Below are 16,558 nucleotides of genomic sequence, written 5' to 3' on the forward strand. Positions count from 1 at the left end.
GTGCTCAATCGAGCCGGGCCGAGCCCTCGGGCACGGCCCGGACCCGCTCGCGATAGAGCAGATAGAGGCCCGACGAGATCACGATGGCTGCGCCGATGAAGGTCCAGCGGTMGGGTAGCTGCCCGAAGACGAGATAGCCCAACGTGACCATCCAGACGATCTGCGAATAGATGAACGGCGCCAGCACCGTCGCGGGCGCCAGCCGGTGCGCCAGGATCAGCAGCCAATGCCCGAAGCCGCCCATGGCGCCGGTCACCAGCATCAACGCCCAGGGCAACGGTCCATCCGGCCAGGTCCAGAACAGGGGAATAAGCGGCAGCAGCGCGACCGTTCCCGCGACGCCGGAATAGACCATTGTCGTCTCCGGCGGGTCGAAGGCCGCCAGAAGCCGGGTCGAGATCGAATAGAAGGCGTAGCAGACGACGCCGATCATGCAGAGCAGCGCCGCCGGATGCATGCCGCCAAGGCCGGGCCGTGTGATCACGAGCACGCCGATGAACCCGACACCGATCGCGACGAGCCGGCGTGGCCCGGGCCATTCTCCGAGCAGCGGCCCGGAAACCAGCGCCACCAGAAGCGGCGTCGCGAACATGATCGACACGGTCTCGGCGAGCTGCAGATATTTCAGCGCGAAGAAGTTCAGGGCCGTTGAACCGAGCAGCAACAGCGAACGCACCGCCTGCAGCCAGGGCTTCTTGGTGCGCAGGATACCGGGATGGCTCCAGGGGTTCAGCAGCAGCGAGACCAGGATCATGCTGCCGGCATAGCGCGCGAACACCACCTGAAGCGGGTCCATATGACCGGCCAGCCATTTCGCGCTGGTATCGAGCAGCGAGAAGCACAGCACGGCACCGCACATCAGCCCGATGGCGATCAGGCGGGAGCGGCCCGTTTCCGGTCGATGGGAATAGGCGGGCAAAGGACCGTCCCGTCATGCGTGAGAAGAATGACGGAGAGAGATTTAACCGATTTAGGGAACGACGCCAGCGCCAGAGGGCATGCGTTCCATGCGCTGATCAGGCCTCAGCCTCGGCCTCGTCCCCATCGGCGTCAGGCTCGTCGATTTCGGCCCCGGCCTTGGACAGGCCCTTCGAGGCCTTGCGCAGCAGCTTGCGGAGCTGCTTGCGCTCCTTGGCGTCGAGCTTTTCCAGCAGTTCGTCCTCGACCTGATTCCAGACCGCATCGAGCGCAGCCGCGGTCTTCTGACCGTGCTCGGTCAACGCGACCTGAACCAGCCGGCCATCGCGGCTACCGCCCTCGCGCGTCACCAGCCCCTGCAAGGAGAGCCGGCCAATGGTCTTGGACACGGTCGGCGGTTTGACCCGAAGCAGGGTCGCCAGTTCGCCCATCGTCATAGGGGCTGGCTGGAGGGCCTTCAGCGCCTGCTCCTGCCCGGGAAAGAGCCCGAGGCCGTTGAGCCTCTCGCCCATGCGCGCCCGATGCAGGCGCGCAGCCACAAGGAGAGCTCGACCGACGCTTTTCTCGAGGGACTTGGTCATGAGCCGGTCCTTGGAAACTGCTCGGAAATCTATTCGCCGGCTCTGAGATCGCTTGCGATCATGACAGTGTGATGACGCAAGTGCAGCGCACAATCACAGAGTACGCATCTTTTTCGAGACGCGCGCAAGGAAGGCGTCGCGGCTGCCCGCTGTTGCGCGATTCATGTCGTAGTGAGCCAGGTAAAGCGGGCGTGCACTCGGATGACAAACGGCGCGCAGGGCCCGACACACCACCTTGCGCGGCGGATCGCCCATCAGAAAGGCGCGCCAGCGCGAGCCGCCATAGGTTGTGACGGCCACGAGACGGCGAATATTCCAGAGATTGGGCCTGACCTTGCCATCGTTCAGCTTGAACGAAACACCGGGCAGGAAGACGCGATCGAAATAGCCCTTGAGGATCGCGGGATAGCCGAAATTCCAGACAGGAAAGCACAGGACCAGCGCCTCGGCTGCTCGTAGCCGCTCGACATAGCCGGCAACCGGAAGCGTGTTGCTGGCAACATCGTGATAGCCGACCCGGCCCTCCCGGCTCAGCACCGGATCGAAGCCCTCGGCATTGAGATCGCAATCGTCGACCTCATGGCCGGCCTCTTCGAGCCCCTTCACCACGGCCCGATGCAACGCCGCCCCAAAACTGTCCGGATCGGGATGAGCGTAGAGGACGAGCACGCGCATGATCATCCACCCACGCCGGCATCGGCCAGGCTGCGGAACAGGAAGGTCTTGCCAGACTTGTAATCGTAGGACGGATCCTCCCAGGCGATCATCTTGCCGGGATTGAGCAGGCCTTGCGGATCGGCCTCGCGCTTGAAAGCGAGCTGCAGCTCGTCGGTCTGCTTCATGCCGCCTTCTTCCAAGGTGTAGCGATGCGGGTTGAAGATCGGCGCTCCCATCTCCTCATGAATCGCCATGATCTCCTCGAGCCGCTCCTCGCTGGTGAAGCGCACCAGCGGCAGGCCGAAGCAGGTGACCTTGCCGTCGAAGCGGACGAATTCGAGATGGCAGCGCACCTCGTCGCCAAAGCGCTCATGAATGCGCTGGATCAGCTCGACCTGGTTCGGGAAGGGGTAGAGCACCTGGAGATAGGTGATGGACGGGTCAACCCGCAGCGCCCGCAGCGTCGTGTGGTTCCAGCCCAGCTCATAGCCGGGCGGCAGGCCCTTGGCCTCTTCCGGCGAGAGTTTGTCGGAGCGCATCAGCAGTTCGGCGCCGCGGAAATGCCGGGCATAGGCGAGCAGTGCATCGACTGCGAAATCCGCCGCCATGACGATCACGACATGGCTGTCGCGCGGCAGGAATTTCTTGTGCCGCAGAAAATAGTCATGCGGCGCMGGGGCCGCGACGACCGCGAGGTTCTTCAGAGCCAGCCCGTCCTGCTCACCAAGCGCATTGGCGAACTCGGTCGCCGCGCGCAGCGTGTCGAAGCCGAGGATGACGTCGACCCAGTCATAGGCGGGCCCGAGCGGCATCTCGACCTCGGTGATGATGCCGTTGGTGCCATAGGCATGGGCAACCTTGTGCAGGTCGTCGCCGGTGAATTCGAGGATCCGGGGCGAGGCCTCCATCGTCGCGACCTTGAGCCGGATGATGTTGCCCCAGTCGCGCAGGCCACCCCATTTGATCGAGCCGACGCCGCCCGAACCACCGGCGATGAAGCCGCCGATCGAGGCGGTCTGATAGGTCGAGGGATGCAGGCGCAGCTCCTGCCTGGAATGCGCCCGCGTCTGCTCGTCGATGCGGGCCATGACCGCGCCCGGCTCGGCGACATAGCGTCCAGGCCCGATCGACTTGACCTTGTTGAACCCCGAGAGATCGAGCAGCACCCCGCCAGAGAGCGGCATCGCCTGGCCGTAATTGCCGGTCCCGGTGCCGCGCGGCGTCACCGGAATGCCGAGTGCATGAGCGGCCGCAAGGACGTCCAGCACCTCGGCCTCGCTGGTCGGCGAGACGATGATATCGGCCGTGACGTGGTCGAGCTGACGCTTGAGGGTCGGCGAGTACCAGAAGAAGTCGCGGCTCTTCTGCTTCACCAGCGCCGGATTGTCCTCGGTCCTGATTCCGCCGAGACGGTTCTTCAGGGCGGCGATGTCGTAGCGGGGGCTCATGCGCTCTTGCTCATCAGATGGTCGAGTTCGCGGTAATCCGGCAGCGTCCGGTCGATCGCCTTGCCGGCGACCAGCACCGTGCGATCAGCCTGGGGGCGCGCGAAGAATTCGGTCCAATCGCGGGCGCGGGTCAGGATCAGGTCGGCGGACAGTCCTGGCGCCACAACGCCCTTGTCGGCGACGCCCATGATCGCAGCCGGTGCGCGCGCGATCATCGCCGCGAAATCGGTCGGGCCATGATCGAGCTGGAGGATGCGGGTGCCTTCGCGCAGCACCTCGACGAGGTCGAGATCGCCATAGGCATAGAACGGATCGCGCGTATTGTCGGAAGCGATCATCACCGCCACGCCGGCAGCCTTCAGTTCGTGCAGCGCAGTGACGCCGCGCCAGCGTGGCGTGCGGCCGCCGTCGCGGTCCTGCAGATACATGTTGCACATCGGCAGGGACACAACCGMAATGCCGGCTTGCCCGACCTTGGCGATGATCCGCGCCTCATCCTGCGGAGCCTGCACAGCGAGCGAACAGCAATGGCCGGCGAGGATCTTTCCGGTGAAGCGATGCCGGAGTGCGGCCTCGGCAATGTATTCAAGCGACCGCGCCGCCGGATCATTGGTCTCATCGACATGGAAGTCGAGATCGAAGCCGTTCTCGATCGCCGTGCGGAAGACGATGTCGAGCGCCTCCGCGAGCTCCGGGATCATATAGGTGACGCAGCCGAAGATGCCGTCGCCATGCGCCTTCACGGCCCGCGTCACCGCCTGCATGTGCTCGGCGTCGAGCGCAAACTGGATGCCGAAAAGCGGCGAGGCCTGCAGCGCGACACGCCCGGCCCATTCCGCCCGCATCTCGGCCAGCACCGGCCAGGAGATGCCGATCTGCTTGCCGAGCGAGTCGATATGGGTGCGGACCGCGCTCGTGCCATGGGCGAAGGCGCAGCGCAGGCCGAAATCCATGCGGGCACGCACATCTTCCGACGTCCAATTGGCCTCGCGATCGGCCATGACATTCTCGAGTGCGCCCATGAAGGTGCCGTCCGGATTGCGGCGGCGCGGCCAGATATGGCCCTTGTCGAGATGGACATGCGCATCGACCAGCCGCGGCAGCACGATGCCGCCATCGAGATCGAGCCTGGGACCGCCCTCCGGCGCTTCCGTACCGGCCGGCAGGATCGACGCGATGCGCCCATCCTCGACGCGAAGGTCGACCAGCGCCAGTCCATCACGATCGGCAGCAAGGTCCGCGCCCTCGATCAGGCAGAGCGGGGAGCGGGCATTGGTCAGGCGATAGCTGGTCGAGGCGGGAATGGCGGCAAATCCTGTCGTCACGTCGTCAGCACTCCATCCCGTCAATCGCTGCCTTGCCCTCGCTCGATACAGGCCAGCATGAGTGGCGGCAAGGCGGCGATCACGCTGCCGTCGCCGCAGGCAAGAACAGCGCCTTTGGCGCAAATGGCCAAGGCGACGGCGCATCGATAATGGTGCGTCGATACTTGCCGCCCGCACGATGATCGCGCATGAGGAGCACTCAGCGAAACACAGGCGGTGGGTCATGGCGGATCAGGCGCGCATCATCGACGGCAAGGCGGCAGCTGCGGCACTGCGTGCCGAGATCGGCCAGGAGATCACCGCGATCAAGGCTGAACGGGGCCTGGTCCCCGGCCTGCATGTCGTGCTCGTCGGCGACGACCCGGCGAGCCGTGTCTATGTGAACTCCAAGGAAAAGCTTGCCGGCGAGATCGGCATGAACTCTGCGGTTCACCGCCTGCCGGCCGAGACCAGCGAAGCGGAGTTGCTGGCCAAGGTCGCCGCGCTGAATGCCGACGACAGAGTCGACGGCATTCTGGTGCAATTGCCCTTGCCGAAGCACATCAATCCCGACCGTGTGATCGAGGCGATAGACCCCGCCAAGGACGTCGACTGCTTCCATCCGATCAATGTCGGCCGCCTCGCCAACGGCCAGGCCAGCCTGATCCCCTGCACGCCGCTCGGCTCGATGATCCTGCTGAAGCAGACCCTGCCAACGCTCGCCGGACTGGAAGCCGTGGTGATCGGCCGCTCGGGCATCGTCGGCCGGCCGATGGCGCAGTTGCTGGTCCAGGCCGACTGCACCGTCACCATCGCCCATTCCCGTACCCGCGATCTTCCCGCAATCTGCCGGCGCGCCGACATCCTGGTCGCGGCGGTCGGGCGGCCCCACTTCGTAAGGGGTGACTGGATCAAGCCCGGCGCCACCATAATCGATGTCGGCATCAACCGCCTGCCCGACGGCAAGCTCGCCGGCGATGTCGACTTTGCCGAGGCCGTGAAGGTTGCAGGCGCGATCACGCCTGTACCGGGCGGCGTCGGCCCGATGACCATCGCCTGCCTGCTGCGCAACACCCTGACCGCCTTTCATGCAAGGCGGGGCCGATAAAGCCGAGGTCACGCGGACGCCGGTTCTGCCTTCGCATCACCCGAAACGTGAAACGCCCGGCGAAGCGCCGGGCGTTTGTCATAGGGGCTGAGATTCCCGGGCCTCCGCCTACGCTTCGGCCGGGAATCGAGATGCCGCTCACATATGGATCGCGCGCTTGTCGACGGCGAGCGCAGCTTCCTTGACCGCCTCGGCCAGCGTCGGATGAGCATGGCAGGTGCGGGCGAGATCCTCCGACGAGCCGCCGAACTCCATCAGCACCGTGACTTCGGCGATCAGGTCCCCGGCATGCGGGCCGATGATATGGCAGCCGAGCACGCGGTCGGTCGCCGCATCGGCGAGGAACTTCACGAAGCCCTCTGTGTGGCGCATGGCGCGGGCGCGGCCATTGGCGGTGAAGGGGAACTTGCCGATCTTGTAGGCGATGCCCGCAGCCTTCAGCTCCTCCTCGGTCTTGCCGATCGCGGCGACTTCGGGAGCCGTGTAGATGATGCTCGGGATGGCGTCATAGTTCACATGCCCAACCTTGCCGGCGATCAGCTCGGCCACCGCCATGCCCTCGTCCTCGGCCTTGTGAGCGAGCATCGGACCGCGCACCACGTCGCCAATGGCATAGATGCCCGCGACGTTGGTCTTGAAATGGTCGTCGATCACGACGCGACCACGCTCGGTCGCGACACCAGCGGCGTCCAGGCCGAGGCCATCGGTGTTCGGACGACGGCCGATCGCGACCAGCACGATATCGGCAGACAGCGTCTTGGCCTCACCGCCGGCGGCGGGCTCGACCGTGACGGTCGCGCCCTTCTTGCCCGTCTCGACCTTGGTGACCTTGGAACCCAGGTGGAATTCGAAGCCCTGCTTCTGCAGGATGCGCTGGAATTGCTTGGCGATCTCGTCATCCATGCCGGGCAGGATGCGGTCGAGATATTCGACCACGGTGACCTTGGCGCCGAGACGGCTCCAGACCGAACCGATTTCGAGACCGATTACGCCGGCGCCCACCACCAGCAGCTCCTTCGGCACGGACGCAAGCTCGAGTGCGCCGGTCGAGGTCACCACGGTCTTCTCGTCGATCTCGACGCCCGGCAGGCCGGCCGCTTCCGAACCCGTCGCAATGACGATGTTCTTGGTCTCGAGGACCTGGCTCTTGCCGTCCGCACCCGTGACCTCGACTTTCCCCGCGCCGGGGATGCTCGCGGTGCCCTGGAAGGCCTCGATCTTGTTCTTCTTCAGCAGGAAGGCGACGCCATTGACGTTCGCGTCGATCGTCTCCTGCTTGTGGACCAACATCTGCTTGAGATCGAGCTTGGGCGTGCCGACGCTGATGCCGAGACTCGGGAAGGTGTGGCCGGCCTCTTCGAACATTTCCGACGCGTGCAGCAAGGCCTTGGACGGGATGCAGCCGACATTCAGGCAGGTGCCGCCATGAGTCTTGCGCTTCTCCACCACGGCGACCTTGAGGCCGAGCTGAGCGGCGCGGATGGCACAGACATAGCCCCCGGGGCCAGTACCGATGACGACGAGATCGTAGGACATGACTTCCTTCCGTTGAGCAGGCAATGCGCGCCGACACTCGCGGCGCGGCGTCTTACCGGCCGCAATACATCGCTTTGACGCAGTCCGCCATGCCCGCAATAGATGTCGACATTGCGAGCGCGATTGCTATCATTTCCGTTGATTGAGCGTATAATTCGCAACAATACCAAGAAGCACATTTCGCGTTCCCGCCTTGCGACGGCTCAAGGGAAGATAGCGCCATGTGGAATCAGGTCTACGACCCATTCGGAAACAGCGCCCTGTCGACGCTCGCCGCAGCGCTTCCGGTCCTTGTATTATTAGGATTGATCGCATCAAATACCGTCAAAGCACATATTGCAGCGATCATTGCTCTTATTGTCGCCAATCTTGTGGCGATATTTATATTCACGATGCCCGCCGGAATGTCGGCCCGCGCTACGGCGCTCGGAGCGGTGACTGGATTCTTCCCAATAGGCTGGATTGTCCTAAATGTGATCTTTCTCTACCGGCTTACGGTCGAGAAAGGCGCCTTCGAAACCTTGCAGACCACGATCGGCGGAGTGACCAGCGACCGACGGATTCAGCTCCTGCTGATTGCCTTCGCCTTCGGAGCCTTCTTCGAGGGCGCTTCGGGCTTCGGCACCCCGGTCGCGGTGACCGGCGCGATTCTGATCGGGCTCGGCTTTTCCCCCTTGGCAGCATCTGGGCTCTCGCTCATCGCCAATACGGCGCCGGTCGCCTTTGGTGCTCTTGGAACACCGATCCAGGGGCTCAGCCAGGTCACCGGAATTGATCCGTTCCTGCTTGGAGCCATGGTCGGCCGACAATTGCCGTTCTTCTCGTTGCTCGTGCCGTTCTGGCTGATCTGGGTCTTCGCCGGCCGGCGTGGCATGCTGCAGATCTGGCCGGCCATATTGGTCACCGGCGTCTCTTTTGCGGTGCCGCAGTTCCTCATCTCGAACTTCATCAATCCCTGGATCGTCGATATCGGCGCCTCGCTGATCTCGATGGCTTGCCTGATCGGCTTCCTGCAGATCTGGAAGCCCCGCGAGATCTGGGCCTCACCGGCCCTGCGCGGCCATGACGTCTCCGCCGAGGGGCGAATCATACCGGCTGTATCCACGGAGCGATCCGCACCTGCGCAGGTCTGGATGGCCCTGGCGCCCTGGATCATCGTTTGCGCGATCCTGCTGATCTGGGGCACGGACTGGTTCAAGACCAGTGTGAATTCCTGGGCCGTGTGGAGCTATCCGGTGCCGGATCTCCATAACCAGATCGCCAAGGTGGCGCCGGTTGCGCCACGTCCGACACCGGAGGCCGCCGTGTTCTCGTTCACCTGGCTCTCCTATACCGGCTCGGGCATGTTGATCGCAGCGATCATTTCCGGCTTCGTCATGGGATTCACGCCTGGTCGCATGATCATGACCTATGTCCGGACGATCAGGCTCTGCGCCTATTCTCTGATCACCATTTCGGCCATGCTGGCGATTGGTACCCTGACCAGGCTCTCAGGCATCGATGCCACCCTCGGGCTCGCCTTTGCCGGAACCGGGGTGCTCTATCCCTTCTTCGGCACCCTGCTCGGCTGGCTCGGCGTGGCGCTGACGGGCTCGGACACCGCCTCGAACGTGCTGTTCGGCAATCTGCAGAAGGTCACCTCAGAACAGCTCGGCCTTTCGCCGATCCTGATGGGGGCGGCGAACTCGTCCGGCGGTGTCATGGGCAAGATGATCGATGCCCAGTCGATCGTCGTCGCCTCCACGGCGACAAACTGGTTCGGGCACGAGGGCACGATCCTGCGCTTCGTCTTCTGGCATTCGATCGCGCTAGCCTGCCTCGTCGGCGGCCTCGTGATGCTGCAGGCCTATGTCCACCCCTTCTCGGCGATGGTCGTGCACTGAAGCAATGGCGCGATMGGGCTTAGGCTTCAGCCCGGCGCCAGCGGCGCGTTGAAGGCCCAGACATGGCCGAAGGGATCGGTCAGGCGGCCGTAACGCGCGCCCCAGAACACATCGCCCGCCGGCATGAAGGTGATTGCGCCCGCAGCTTCCGCCCGGGCCATTGCCGCGTCGACATCGCTCGGGCTCGGCAGATTGACGTTGAGCGCGATGCTGGCGCCGCCATGTGCATGCGGCGAAGCGACAGGCCCCCCGAATTCCGGGAACTCGTCATGCAGCAGGATTTCGCTGCCGAACAGCGCAAGATTGGCGTGCAACACCCGCACGCCATCCTGCGCCATCTGCTTGAAGGTGCACTCGGCGCCGAAAGCCTTCTCGTAGAAGGCGATCGCCTGGAGGCCGCCCTTGACGCAAAGATGCGCCTGGAGCGAGGGAGGATTGGGGCCAAAAGCCATCGCGAACTCCTTCCCTATCCCTGATCCCAGCGCGAGACCGCAAGACAAGCCGAGTGGTCGCGCAGCCGGATCAGGCCCTTGAAATGGGAACCAAGCTCGCACCCGGCGATGGCCGCCTGAGCGACGTGCCGGGCACGGGCACGGTTCCCGCAGTCCTATGCGAACTCAGAGGTCCAGGACGAGACGTGCCGGGTCCTCAAGAGCTTCCTTGATGCGAACGAGGAAGGTCACAGCCTCCTTGCCGTCGATGATGCGGTGATCGTAGCTGACCGCCAGATACATCATCGGGCGCACGACGATCTGGCCGCCGACCACCATTGGGCGCTCCTGGATCTTGTGCATGCCGAGGATAGCCGACTGCGGCGCGTTCAGGATCGGCGTCGACATCAGCGAGCCATAGACGCCGCCATTCGAGATCGTGAAGGTGCCGCCCTGCATGTCCTCGATCTTGAGCGCGCCATCGCGCGCCTTCTTGCCGAGCACACCGATTTCCTTCTCGACACCGGCAATCGAGAGCTGGTCGGCATCGCGAACCACCGGCACGACGAGGCCCTTGTCGGTGCCGACCGCGACCGCGATATGGTAGTAGTTCTTGTAGACGATATCGGTGCCGTCGATCTCGGCATTGACCGAGGGGATTTCCTTCAGGGCCTGCACGCAGGCCTTCACGAAGAAGCCCATGAAGCCGAGCTTCACGCCGTGCTTCTTCTCGAACACGTCCTTGTACTGGTTGCGCAGCGCCATCACAGCCGACATGTCCACCTCGTTGAAGGTGGTGAGCATGGCGGCAGTGTTCTGCGCCTCCTTGAGGCGGCGCGCGATGGTCTGGCGCAGCTTCGTCATCTTGACGCGCTCTTCGCGCGAAGCGTCATCGGGAGCCGACGGGGCGCGGACCTGGACCGGAGCTGCGGGCGCGGCCGCAGCCACTGAACCCGTCGCGATGGCGGCCAGCATGTCGCCCTTGGTGACGCGACCGTCCTTGCCAGACGCCGCGACATTCGCCGGATTGACGCCGCTCTCGGCGGCGAGGCGCGCGACGGCCGGGCCGGAATCGGCAGCCTTGGTCGCCGGCGCAGCAGCAGCGGCCGGAGCAGCGGCAGGCTTCGCAGCCTCGGCAGCCGCGACAGGCTTTGCCGGAGCTGCAGCCACGCCGTCACCGGCCGAGATCGAGCCGAGCAGGGCGTTGACGCCGACCGTTTCGCCTTCCTTGGCGACGATCTCGCCGAGGACGCCGGCAGCCGGGGCGTTCACCTCGAGCGTGACCTTGTCGGTCTCGAGCTCGACCAGGGGCTCGTCGGCCTTCACAGCCTCGCCCGGCTTCTTGAACCATTTGCCGATCGTCGCCTCCGAGACGGATTCGCCGAGTGTGGGTACGCGGATTTCGGTCGCCATATCAGGCCTCTTGTTCGTGTCTTTGTCTGGCGTCTTCGGACAGGGTCAGGCCGCGAAGGCCTCGTCCATGAACGCTGCGAGCTGGGCGGTATGCTTCGACATCAGGCCGGTCGCTGTCGCGGCCGAGGCCGGGCGTCCGACATAACGCGGGCGCTTCGGCTTCGAGCCGGCATGGCCCAGCACCCATTCGAGATAGGGCTCGACGAAGGTCCAGGAGCCCATGTTCTTCGGCTCCTCCTGGCACCAGACCACATCGGCGGCCTTGAAGCGCGCCAACTCCTGCGCCAGCGTCTTCAGCGGGAACGGATAGAGCTGCTCGACGCGCATCAGGTAGACGTCGTCGATGCCGCGCTTCTCGCGCTCGTCGAGCAGGTCGAAATAGACCTTGCCGGAGCACAGCACGACCCGGCGGATCTTGCCATCCTTGACCAGCTTCGTCTCGGACCGGCCGCGCTCGGCATCATCATGCAGCACGCGGTGGAAGGTCGAGCCCTCGGCCAGCTCCGACAGGTCGGAGATGCAGCGCTTGTGGCGCAGCAGCGATTTCGGCGTCATCAGGATCAGCGGCTTGCGGAAGTCGCGCTTCAGCTGCCGGCGCAGGATGTGGAAATAGCTCGCAGGGGTCGAGCAGTTCGCGACCTGCATGTTGTCCTCGGCGCACATCTGCAGGAAGCGCTCGAGGCGGGCCGAGGAATGCTCCGGCCCCTGGCCCTCATAGCCATGCGGCAGCAGGCAGACGAGGCCCGACATGCGCAGCCACTTGCGCTCACCCGACGAGATGAACTGGTCGAACACGACTTGCGCGCCATTGGCGAAATCGCCGAACTGCGCTTCCCAGGCAGTCAGGGCGTTGGGCTCCGACAGCGAGTAGCCGTATTCGAAGCCGAGCACCGCCTCTTCCGAGAGCATCGAGTTGATGACCTCGTAGCGTGACTGGCCTTCGCGGATGTTGTTCAGCGACGTATGGCGGGCCTCAGTCTCCTGGTCGATCAGCACCGAGTGGCGCTGCGAGAAGGTGCCGCGTTCGCAATCCTGGCCGGAGAGACGCACGGGGTGGCCGTCGAGCAGCAGCGAGCCGAAGGCGAGCGCCTCGGCCGTCGCCCAATCGATGCCCTGCCCGGCCTCGACCGCCTTGCGGCGATTGTCGAGGAAGCGCTGGATCGTGCGATGGACGTTGAAGCCGGGCGGCGTCGAGGTGATCTTCTCGGTGATCTCCTTCAGCACCGCGGCCGGAACGCCGGTCGCGCCGCGGCGCGGGTCGTCCTCGTCGGCGCGGATCGCCTTCATGCCGGCCCAGCGCCCGTCCAGCCAGTCGGCCTTGTTGGGCTTGAAGGTCTGGCCGGCGTCGAACTCGATCTCGAGCTTGCCTTTCCAGGCCGCCCTCATCTCGTCGAACTCGCCCGGCTGCACCACGCCTTCGGCTTCCAGCTTGGTGGCGTAGAGCTCCAGCGTGGTCTTGTGGCCGCGGATCTTGCGATACATCAGCGGCTGGGTGAAGCCCGGCTCGTCGCCTTCGTTATGGCCGAAGCGGCGATAGCAGAACATGTCGATGACGACCGGCTTGTGGAATTTCTGCCGGAACTCGATCGCGATCTTGGCGGCGAACACGACCGCTTCGGGGTCGTCGCCGTTCACATGGAAGACCGGCGCCTCGACCATCTTCGCCACGTCGGACGGATAGGGCGAGGACCGCGAATAGCGCGGATAGGTGGTGAAGCCGATCTGGTTGTTGATGATGAAATGCACCGAGCCGCCGGTGCGATGGCCCTTCAGTCCGGACAGCCCGAGGCACTCGGCCACGACACCCTGGCCGGCGAAGGCGGCATCGCCATGCAGCAGCAGCGGCAGCACCTTGGAGCGCTCGACGATATCGCCGAACTGGTCCTGCTTGGCGCGGACCTTGCCGAGCACCACGGGATCGACGATCTCGAGATGCGACGGGTTGGCGGTCAGCGAGAGATGGACGTTGTTGCCGTCGAACTCACGGTCGGACGAGGCACCGAGATGGTACTTCACGTCGCCCGAGCCCTCGACATCGTCGGGAGCGAAGGAGCCGCCCTTGAACTCGTGGAACAGCGCGCGGTGCGGCTTACCGAGCACCTGGGTCAGCACGTTGAGGCGGCCGCGATGGGCCATGCCGAAGACGATGTCGCGCACGCCGAGCGCGCCGCCGCGCTTGATGATCTGCTCCAGCGCCGGGATCAGCGCCTCGGCGCCATCAAGGCCGAAGCGCTTGGTGCCGGTATATTTCAGGTCGATGAACTTCTCGAAGCCCTCGGCCTCGACCAGCTTGTTGAGGATCGCCTTCTTGCCTTCGCGGGTGAAGGCGATCTCCTTGTCCGGCCCCTCGATCCGCTCCTGCAGCCATGCCTTCTGCTCCGGATCGGAGATGTGCATGAACTCGATGCCGATCGTGTTGCAATAGGTCCGCTGCAGGATCGCGACCATCTCGCGAAGCGTGGCGAACTCCATGCCGAGCACGTTGTCGATGAAGATCTTGCGGTCGAGATCGGCGTCGGTGAAGCCGAAAGTGGCCGGCGACAGCTCCTCGGGATCCCTCGCCTGCTCAATGTCGAGCGGATCAAGCTTGGCGTGGAGATGGCCGCGCATCCGGTAGGCGCGGATGAGCATGATGGCGCGCACGGAATCCCGCGTCGCCTGCTGCACGTCCGACGCGCTGAGCGTCGCGCCGGCAGCCTTGGCCTTGGCGCTGAGCTTGTCGCCGATGACCTTCTCGACCACGCCCCAATGGCCATCGAGCGCCGAGATGAGCTCGCCGTTGGCATGGATCGGCCAGTTCGGCTTCGTCCAGGACGCACCCTTGGCGTTCTGGATAATGGCCGGGCCATCATCCTTCAGCCCGGCGAAGAACCCGCGCCACTGCTCGTCGACCGAATTCGGATCGGCCTGATAGCGCGCATAGAGGTCCTCGATATAGGCCGCGTTGCCGCCATAGAGGAAACCCGTCTGCGCGAGAGCCTCGTTGATGTCCTGGCGAGCCATTGTCGTCCTGCCTTCTACCGTCGTCCTGCCCCGTTCCCGGAGCGTCTCATGCCGTCATTGCGTCTTAAGTAAGATGGCCGGGCTGGCCCGGCCATCTCGTCGCGTGGGCGTTCAGCCCTTCAACACGTCGACCAAGGTCTTTCCGAGGCGAGCCGGCGAAGGCGAGACCCGGATACCGGCCGCTTCCATCGCGGCGATCTTGTCTTCCGCGCCGCCCTTGCCGCCGGAGATGATCGCGCCGGCATGGCCCATGCGGCGGCCGGGAGGAGCCGTGCGGCCGGCGATGAAGCCGACCATCGGCTTCTTGCGGCCGCGCTTGGCCTCGTCCTTGATGAACTGCGCGGCGTCCTCTTCCGCCGAGCCGCCGATCTCGCCGATCATGACGATCGACTCGGTCTTGGGGTCGGCCAGGAACATCTCGAGCATGTCGATGAACTCGGTGCCCTTGACCGGGTCGCCGCCGATGCCGACGGCCGTGGTCTGGCCGAGACCCTCGCGGGTGGTCTGGAATACGGCCTCATAGGTCAGCGTGCCGGAGCGCGAGACGATGCCGACCGAGCCGGGCTTGAAGATATTGGCCGGCATGATGCCGATCTTGCTCTGGCCGGCGGTGACGACGCCCGGGCAATTCGGCCCGATCAGGCGCGACTTCGAGCCGGAGAGCGAACGCTTGACCCGCACCATGTCGAGCACCGGGATGCCTTCGGTGATGCAAATGATCAGCGGAATCTCGGCGTCGATCGCCTCGCAGATCGCGTCGGCCGCGCCCGGAGGCGGCACATAGACGACGGAGGCATCGGCCCCGGTCGCGTCGCGCGCCTCGGCGACGGTGTCGAAGACCGGCAGGCCGAGATGCAGCGCACCGCCCTTACCGGGCGAGGTGCCGCCGACCATCTGCGTGCCATAGGCGATCGCCTGCTCGGAGTGGAAGGTGCCGTTCTTGCCGGTGAAGCCCTGGCAGATGACCTTGGTGTTCTTGTCGATCAGGATGGACATTGTTTTTCCTCAAGCCTTCTTGACCGCAGCGACGATCTTCTGTGCCGCATCGTCGAGGTCGTCCGCCGGGATGACATTGAGGCCGGAGGTCCGGATGATCTCCTTGCCTTCCTCGACATTCGTGCCCTCGAGGCGCACCACCAGCGGGACCTGGAGGCCGACCGCCTTCACGGCGGCGATGACGCCGCGCGCGATGACGTCGCACTTCATGATGCCGCCGAAGATGTTGACCAGGATGCCCTTCACCTGCGGGTCGGCGGTGATGATCTTGAAGGCTGCAGTGACCTTCTCTTCCGAGGCGCCGCCGCCGACATCGAGGAAGTTCGCCGGCTCCTCGCCGTAGAGCTTGATGATGTCGAGCGTCGCCATGGCGAGGCCCGCGCCGTTGACCATGCAGCCGATCGTGCCGTCGAGCGCGATATAGGCGAGGTCATACTTGGACGCCTCGATCTCCTTGGCATCCTCTTCCGTCTCGTCGCGCAGCGTCATCACCTCGGGGTGACGATAGAGCGAGTTGGAATCGAACGAGACCTTGGCGTCGAGGCACTTGAGCTGGCCCTGCGTCGTCACGATCAGCGGGTTGATCTCGAGCATCGCCATGTCCTTGCCGACGAAGGCGGCATAGATCTGGGCGATGACCTTCTCGGCCTGCTTGGCGAGGTCGCCGGTGAGACCCAGCGCCTTGGCAACGGTGCGGCCGTGATGCGGCATGATGCCGGTCGCGGGATCGACCGAGAAGGTCAGGATCTTCTCGGGCGTGTCATGGGCGACAGCCTCGATGTCCATGCCGCCTTCGGTCGAAACCACGAAGGCAACGCGCGAGGTCTCGCGGTCGACCAGGGCCGAAAGGTAGAATTCCTTCTCGATGTCCGAGCCGTCCTCGATATAGAGGCGGTTGACCTGCTTGCCGGCCGGGCCGGTCTGGGCCGTCACGAGCGTGTTGCCGAGCATTTCCTTGGCATGGGACTCGACCTCTTCGATCGACTTGGCGAGACGCACGCCCCCCTTCGCATCGGCCGGCAGTTCCTTGAACTTGCCCTTGCCGCGACCACCCGCATGGATCTGKCTCTTCACGACATAGAGCGGGCCCGGGAGCTTCTTGGCGGCCTCGACGGCTTCCGCCACCGTAAGGGCCGGGAAGCCGGCGGAGACGGGCGCGCCGTACTCCTTGAGGACCGCCTTGCCTTGATATTCGTGGATGTTCATGTGCTCGAATTCCTTGCGTGCGCTGGCGAGGGCGAATGGAAGGGCGCGCAGCAGTGAGACTGCCGCACGCCCTT

13 protein-coding genes are annotated in these 16,558 nt (G+C 64.7%); 2 read left to right on the forward strand and 11 right to left on the reverse strand.

What is annotated here, in order from left to right; all coding sequences use genetic code 11:
* Positions 1-4: 4 nt before the first annotated feature.
* From AC1DIO_RS10925 to AC1DIO_RS10945, 5 genes are all read right to left on the reverse strand, one after another.
* A complete protein-coding gene (locus AC1DIO_RS10925; protein WP_476853396.1) occupies positions 5-919 on the reverse strand; it encodes a DMT family transporter in 915 nt (304 codons plus the stop codon).
* 97 nt (positions 920-1,016) lie between these two features.
* The gene (locus tag AC1DIO_RS10930) at positions 1,017-1,499 is read right to left on the reverse strand and encodes a MarR family winged helix-turn-helix transcriptional regulator (RefSeq protein WP_441480592.1); all 483 of its coding nucleotides are present in this window, start codon (positions 1,497-1,499) and stop codon (positions 1,017-1,019) included.
* Between the two features lie 93 nt (positions 1,500-1,592).
* Positions 1,593-2,174, reverse strand: coding sequence for an NAD(P)H-dependent oxidoreductase (locus AC1DIO_RS10935; protein ID WP_441505788.1), 582 nt, complete (start codon positions 2,172-2,174; stop codon positions 1,593-1,595).
* A 2-nt stretch (positions 2,175-2,176) separates the two neighbouring features.
* Positions 2,177-3,604 (reverse strand): FAD-binding oxidoreductase, encoded by a 1,428-nt coding sequence (locus AC1DIO_RS10940; RefSeq protein WP_069878773.1) that lies wholly within the window; start codon positions 3,602-3,604, stop codon positions 2,177-2,179.
* Complete coding sequence (locus tag AC1DIO_RS10945) at positions 3,601-4,929, reverse strand: cytosine deaminase (RefSeq protein WP_476853397.1); 1,329 nt, start codon at positions 4,927-4,929, stop codon at positions 3,601-3,603. Before AC1DIO_RS10945 ends, AC1DIO_RS10940 begins: the two co-directional genes overlap by 4 nt.
* Positions 4,930-5,152: 223 nt before the next feature.
* Between AC1DIO_RS10945 and folD the strand changes: the two genes are divergently transcribed.
* Positions 5,153-6,016 (forward strand): bifunctional methylenetetrahydrofolate dehydrogenase/methenyltetrahydrofolate cyclohydrolase FolD, encoded by an 864-nt coding sequence (gene folD / locus AC1DIO_RS10950; RefSeq protein WP_441505790.1) that lies wholly within the window; start codon positions 5,153-5,155, stop codon positions 6,014-6,016.
* 138 nt (positions 6,017-6,154) lie between these two features.
* Here the strand turns inward: folD and lpdA are convergent, their stop codons facing one another.
* Positions 6,155-7,552 carry a dihydrolipoyl dehydrogenase gene (lpdA, locus tag AC1DIO_RS10955; protein ID WP_441505791.1) on the reverse strand — a complete coding sequence of 466 codons (1,398 nt, stop codon included), beginning with the start codon at positions 7,550-7,552 and terminating at the stop codon, positions 6,155-6,157.
* A 221-nt stretch (positions 7,553-7,773) separates the two neighbouring features.
* Here lpdA and AC1DIO_RS10960 point away from each other — a divergent pair, with 221 nt between their 5' ends.
* On the forward strand, positions 7,774-9,435 hold the full coding sequence (locus tag AC1DIO_RS10960; protein WP_441505792.1) for an L-lactate permease: 1,662 nt from the start codon (positions 7,774-7,776) through the stop codon (positions 9,433-9,435).
* Between the two features lie 26 nt (positions 9,436-9,461).
* Here AC1DIO_RS10960 and AC1DIO_RS10965 read toward each other — a convergent pair whose 3' ends face one another.
* From AC1DIO_RS10965 to sucC, 5 genes are all read right to left on the reverse strand, one after another.
* The gene (locus AC1DIO_RS10965; protein WP_441505793.1) at positions 9,462-9,887 is read right to left on the reverse strand and encodes a VOC family protein; all 426 of its coding nucleotides are present in this window, start codon (positions 9,885-9,887) and stop codon (positions 9,462-9,464) included.
* A 165-nt stretch (positions 9,888-10,052) separates the two neighbouring features.
* Positions 10,053-11,279, reverse strand: a complete 1,227-nt coding sequence (gene odhB, locus AC1DIO_RS10970) for a 2-oxoglutarate dehydrogenase complex dihydrolipoyllysine-residue succinyltransferase (protein ID WP_441505794.1) — start codon at positions 11,277-11,279, stop codon at positions 10,053-10,055.
* A gap of 45 nt (positions 11,280-11,324) precedes the next feature.
* Positions 11,325-14,282, reverse strand: a complete 2,958-nt coding sequence (locus AC1DIO_RS10975) for a 2-oxoglutarate dehydrogenase E1 component (protein WP_441492437.1) — start codon at positions 14,280-14,282, stop codon at positions 11,325-11,327.
* A gap of 111 nt (positions 14,283-14,393) precedes the next feature.
* Complete coding sequence (gene sucD / locus AC1DIO_RS10980) at positions 14,394-15,278, reverse strand: succinate--CoA ligase subunit alpha (protein WP_069878765.1); 885 nt, start codon at positions 15,276-15,278, stop codon at positions 14,394-14,396.
* A 9-nt stretch (positions 15,279-15,287) separates the two neighbouring features.
* Positions 15,288-16,484, reverse strand: coding sequence for an ADP-forming succinate--CoA ligase subunit beta (gene sucC / locus AC1DIO_RS10985; RefSeq protein ID WP_476853398.1), 1,197 nt, complete (start codon positions 16,482-16,484; stop codon positions 15,288-15,290).
* Positions 16,485-16,558 lie beyond the last annotated feature (74 nt).

The sequence above is a fragment of the Allobosea sp. 05T439 genome (assembly GCF_056396005.1).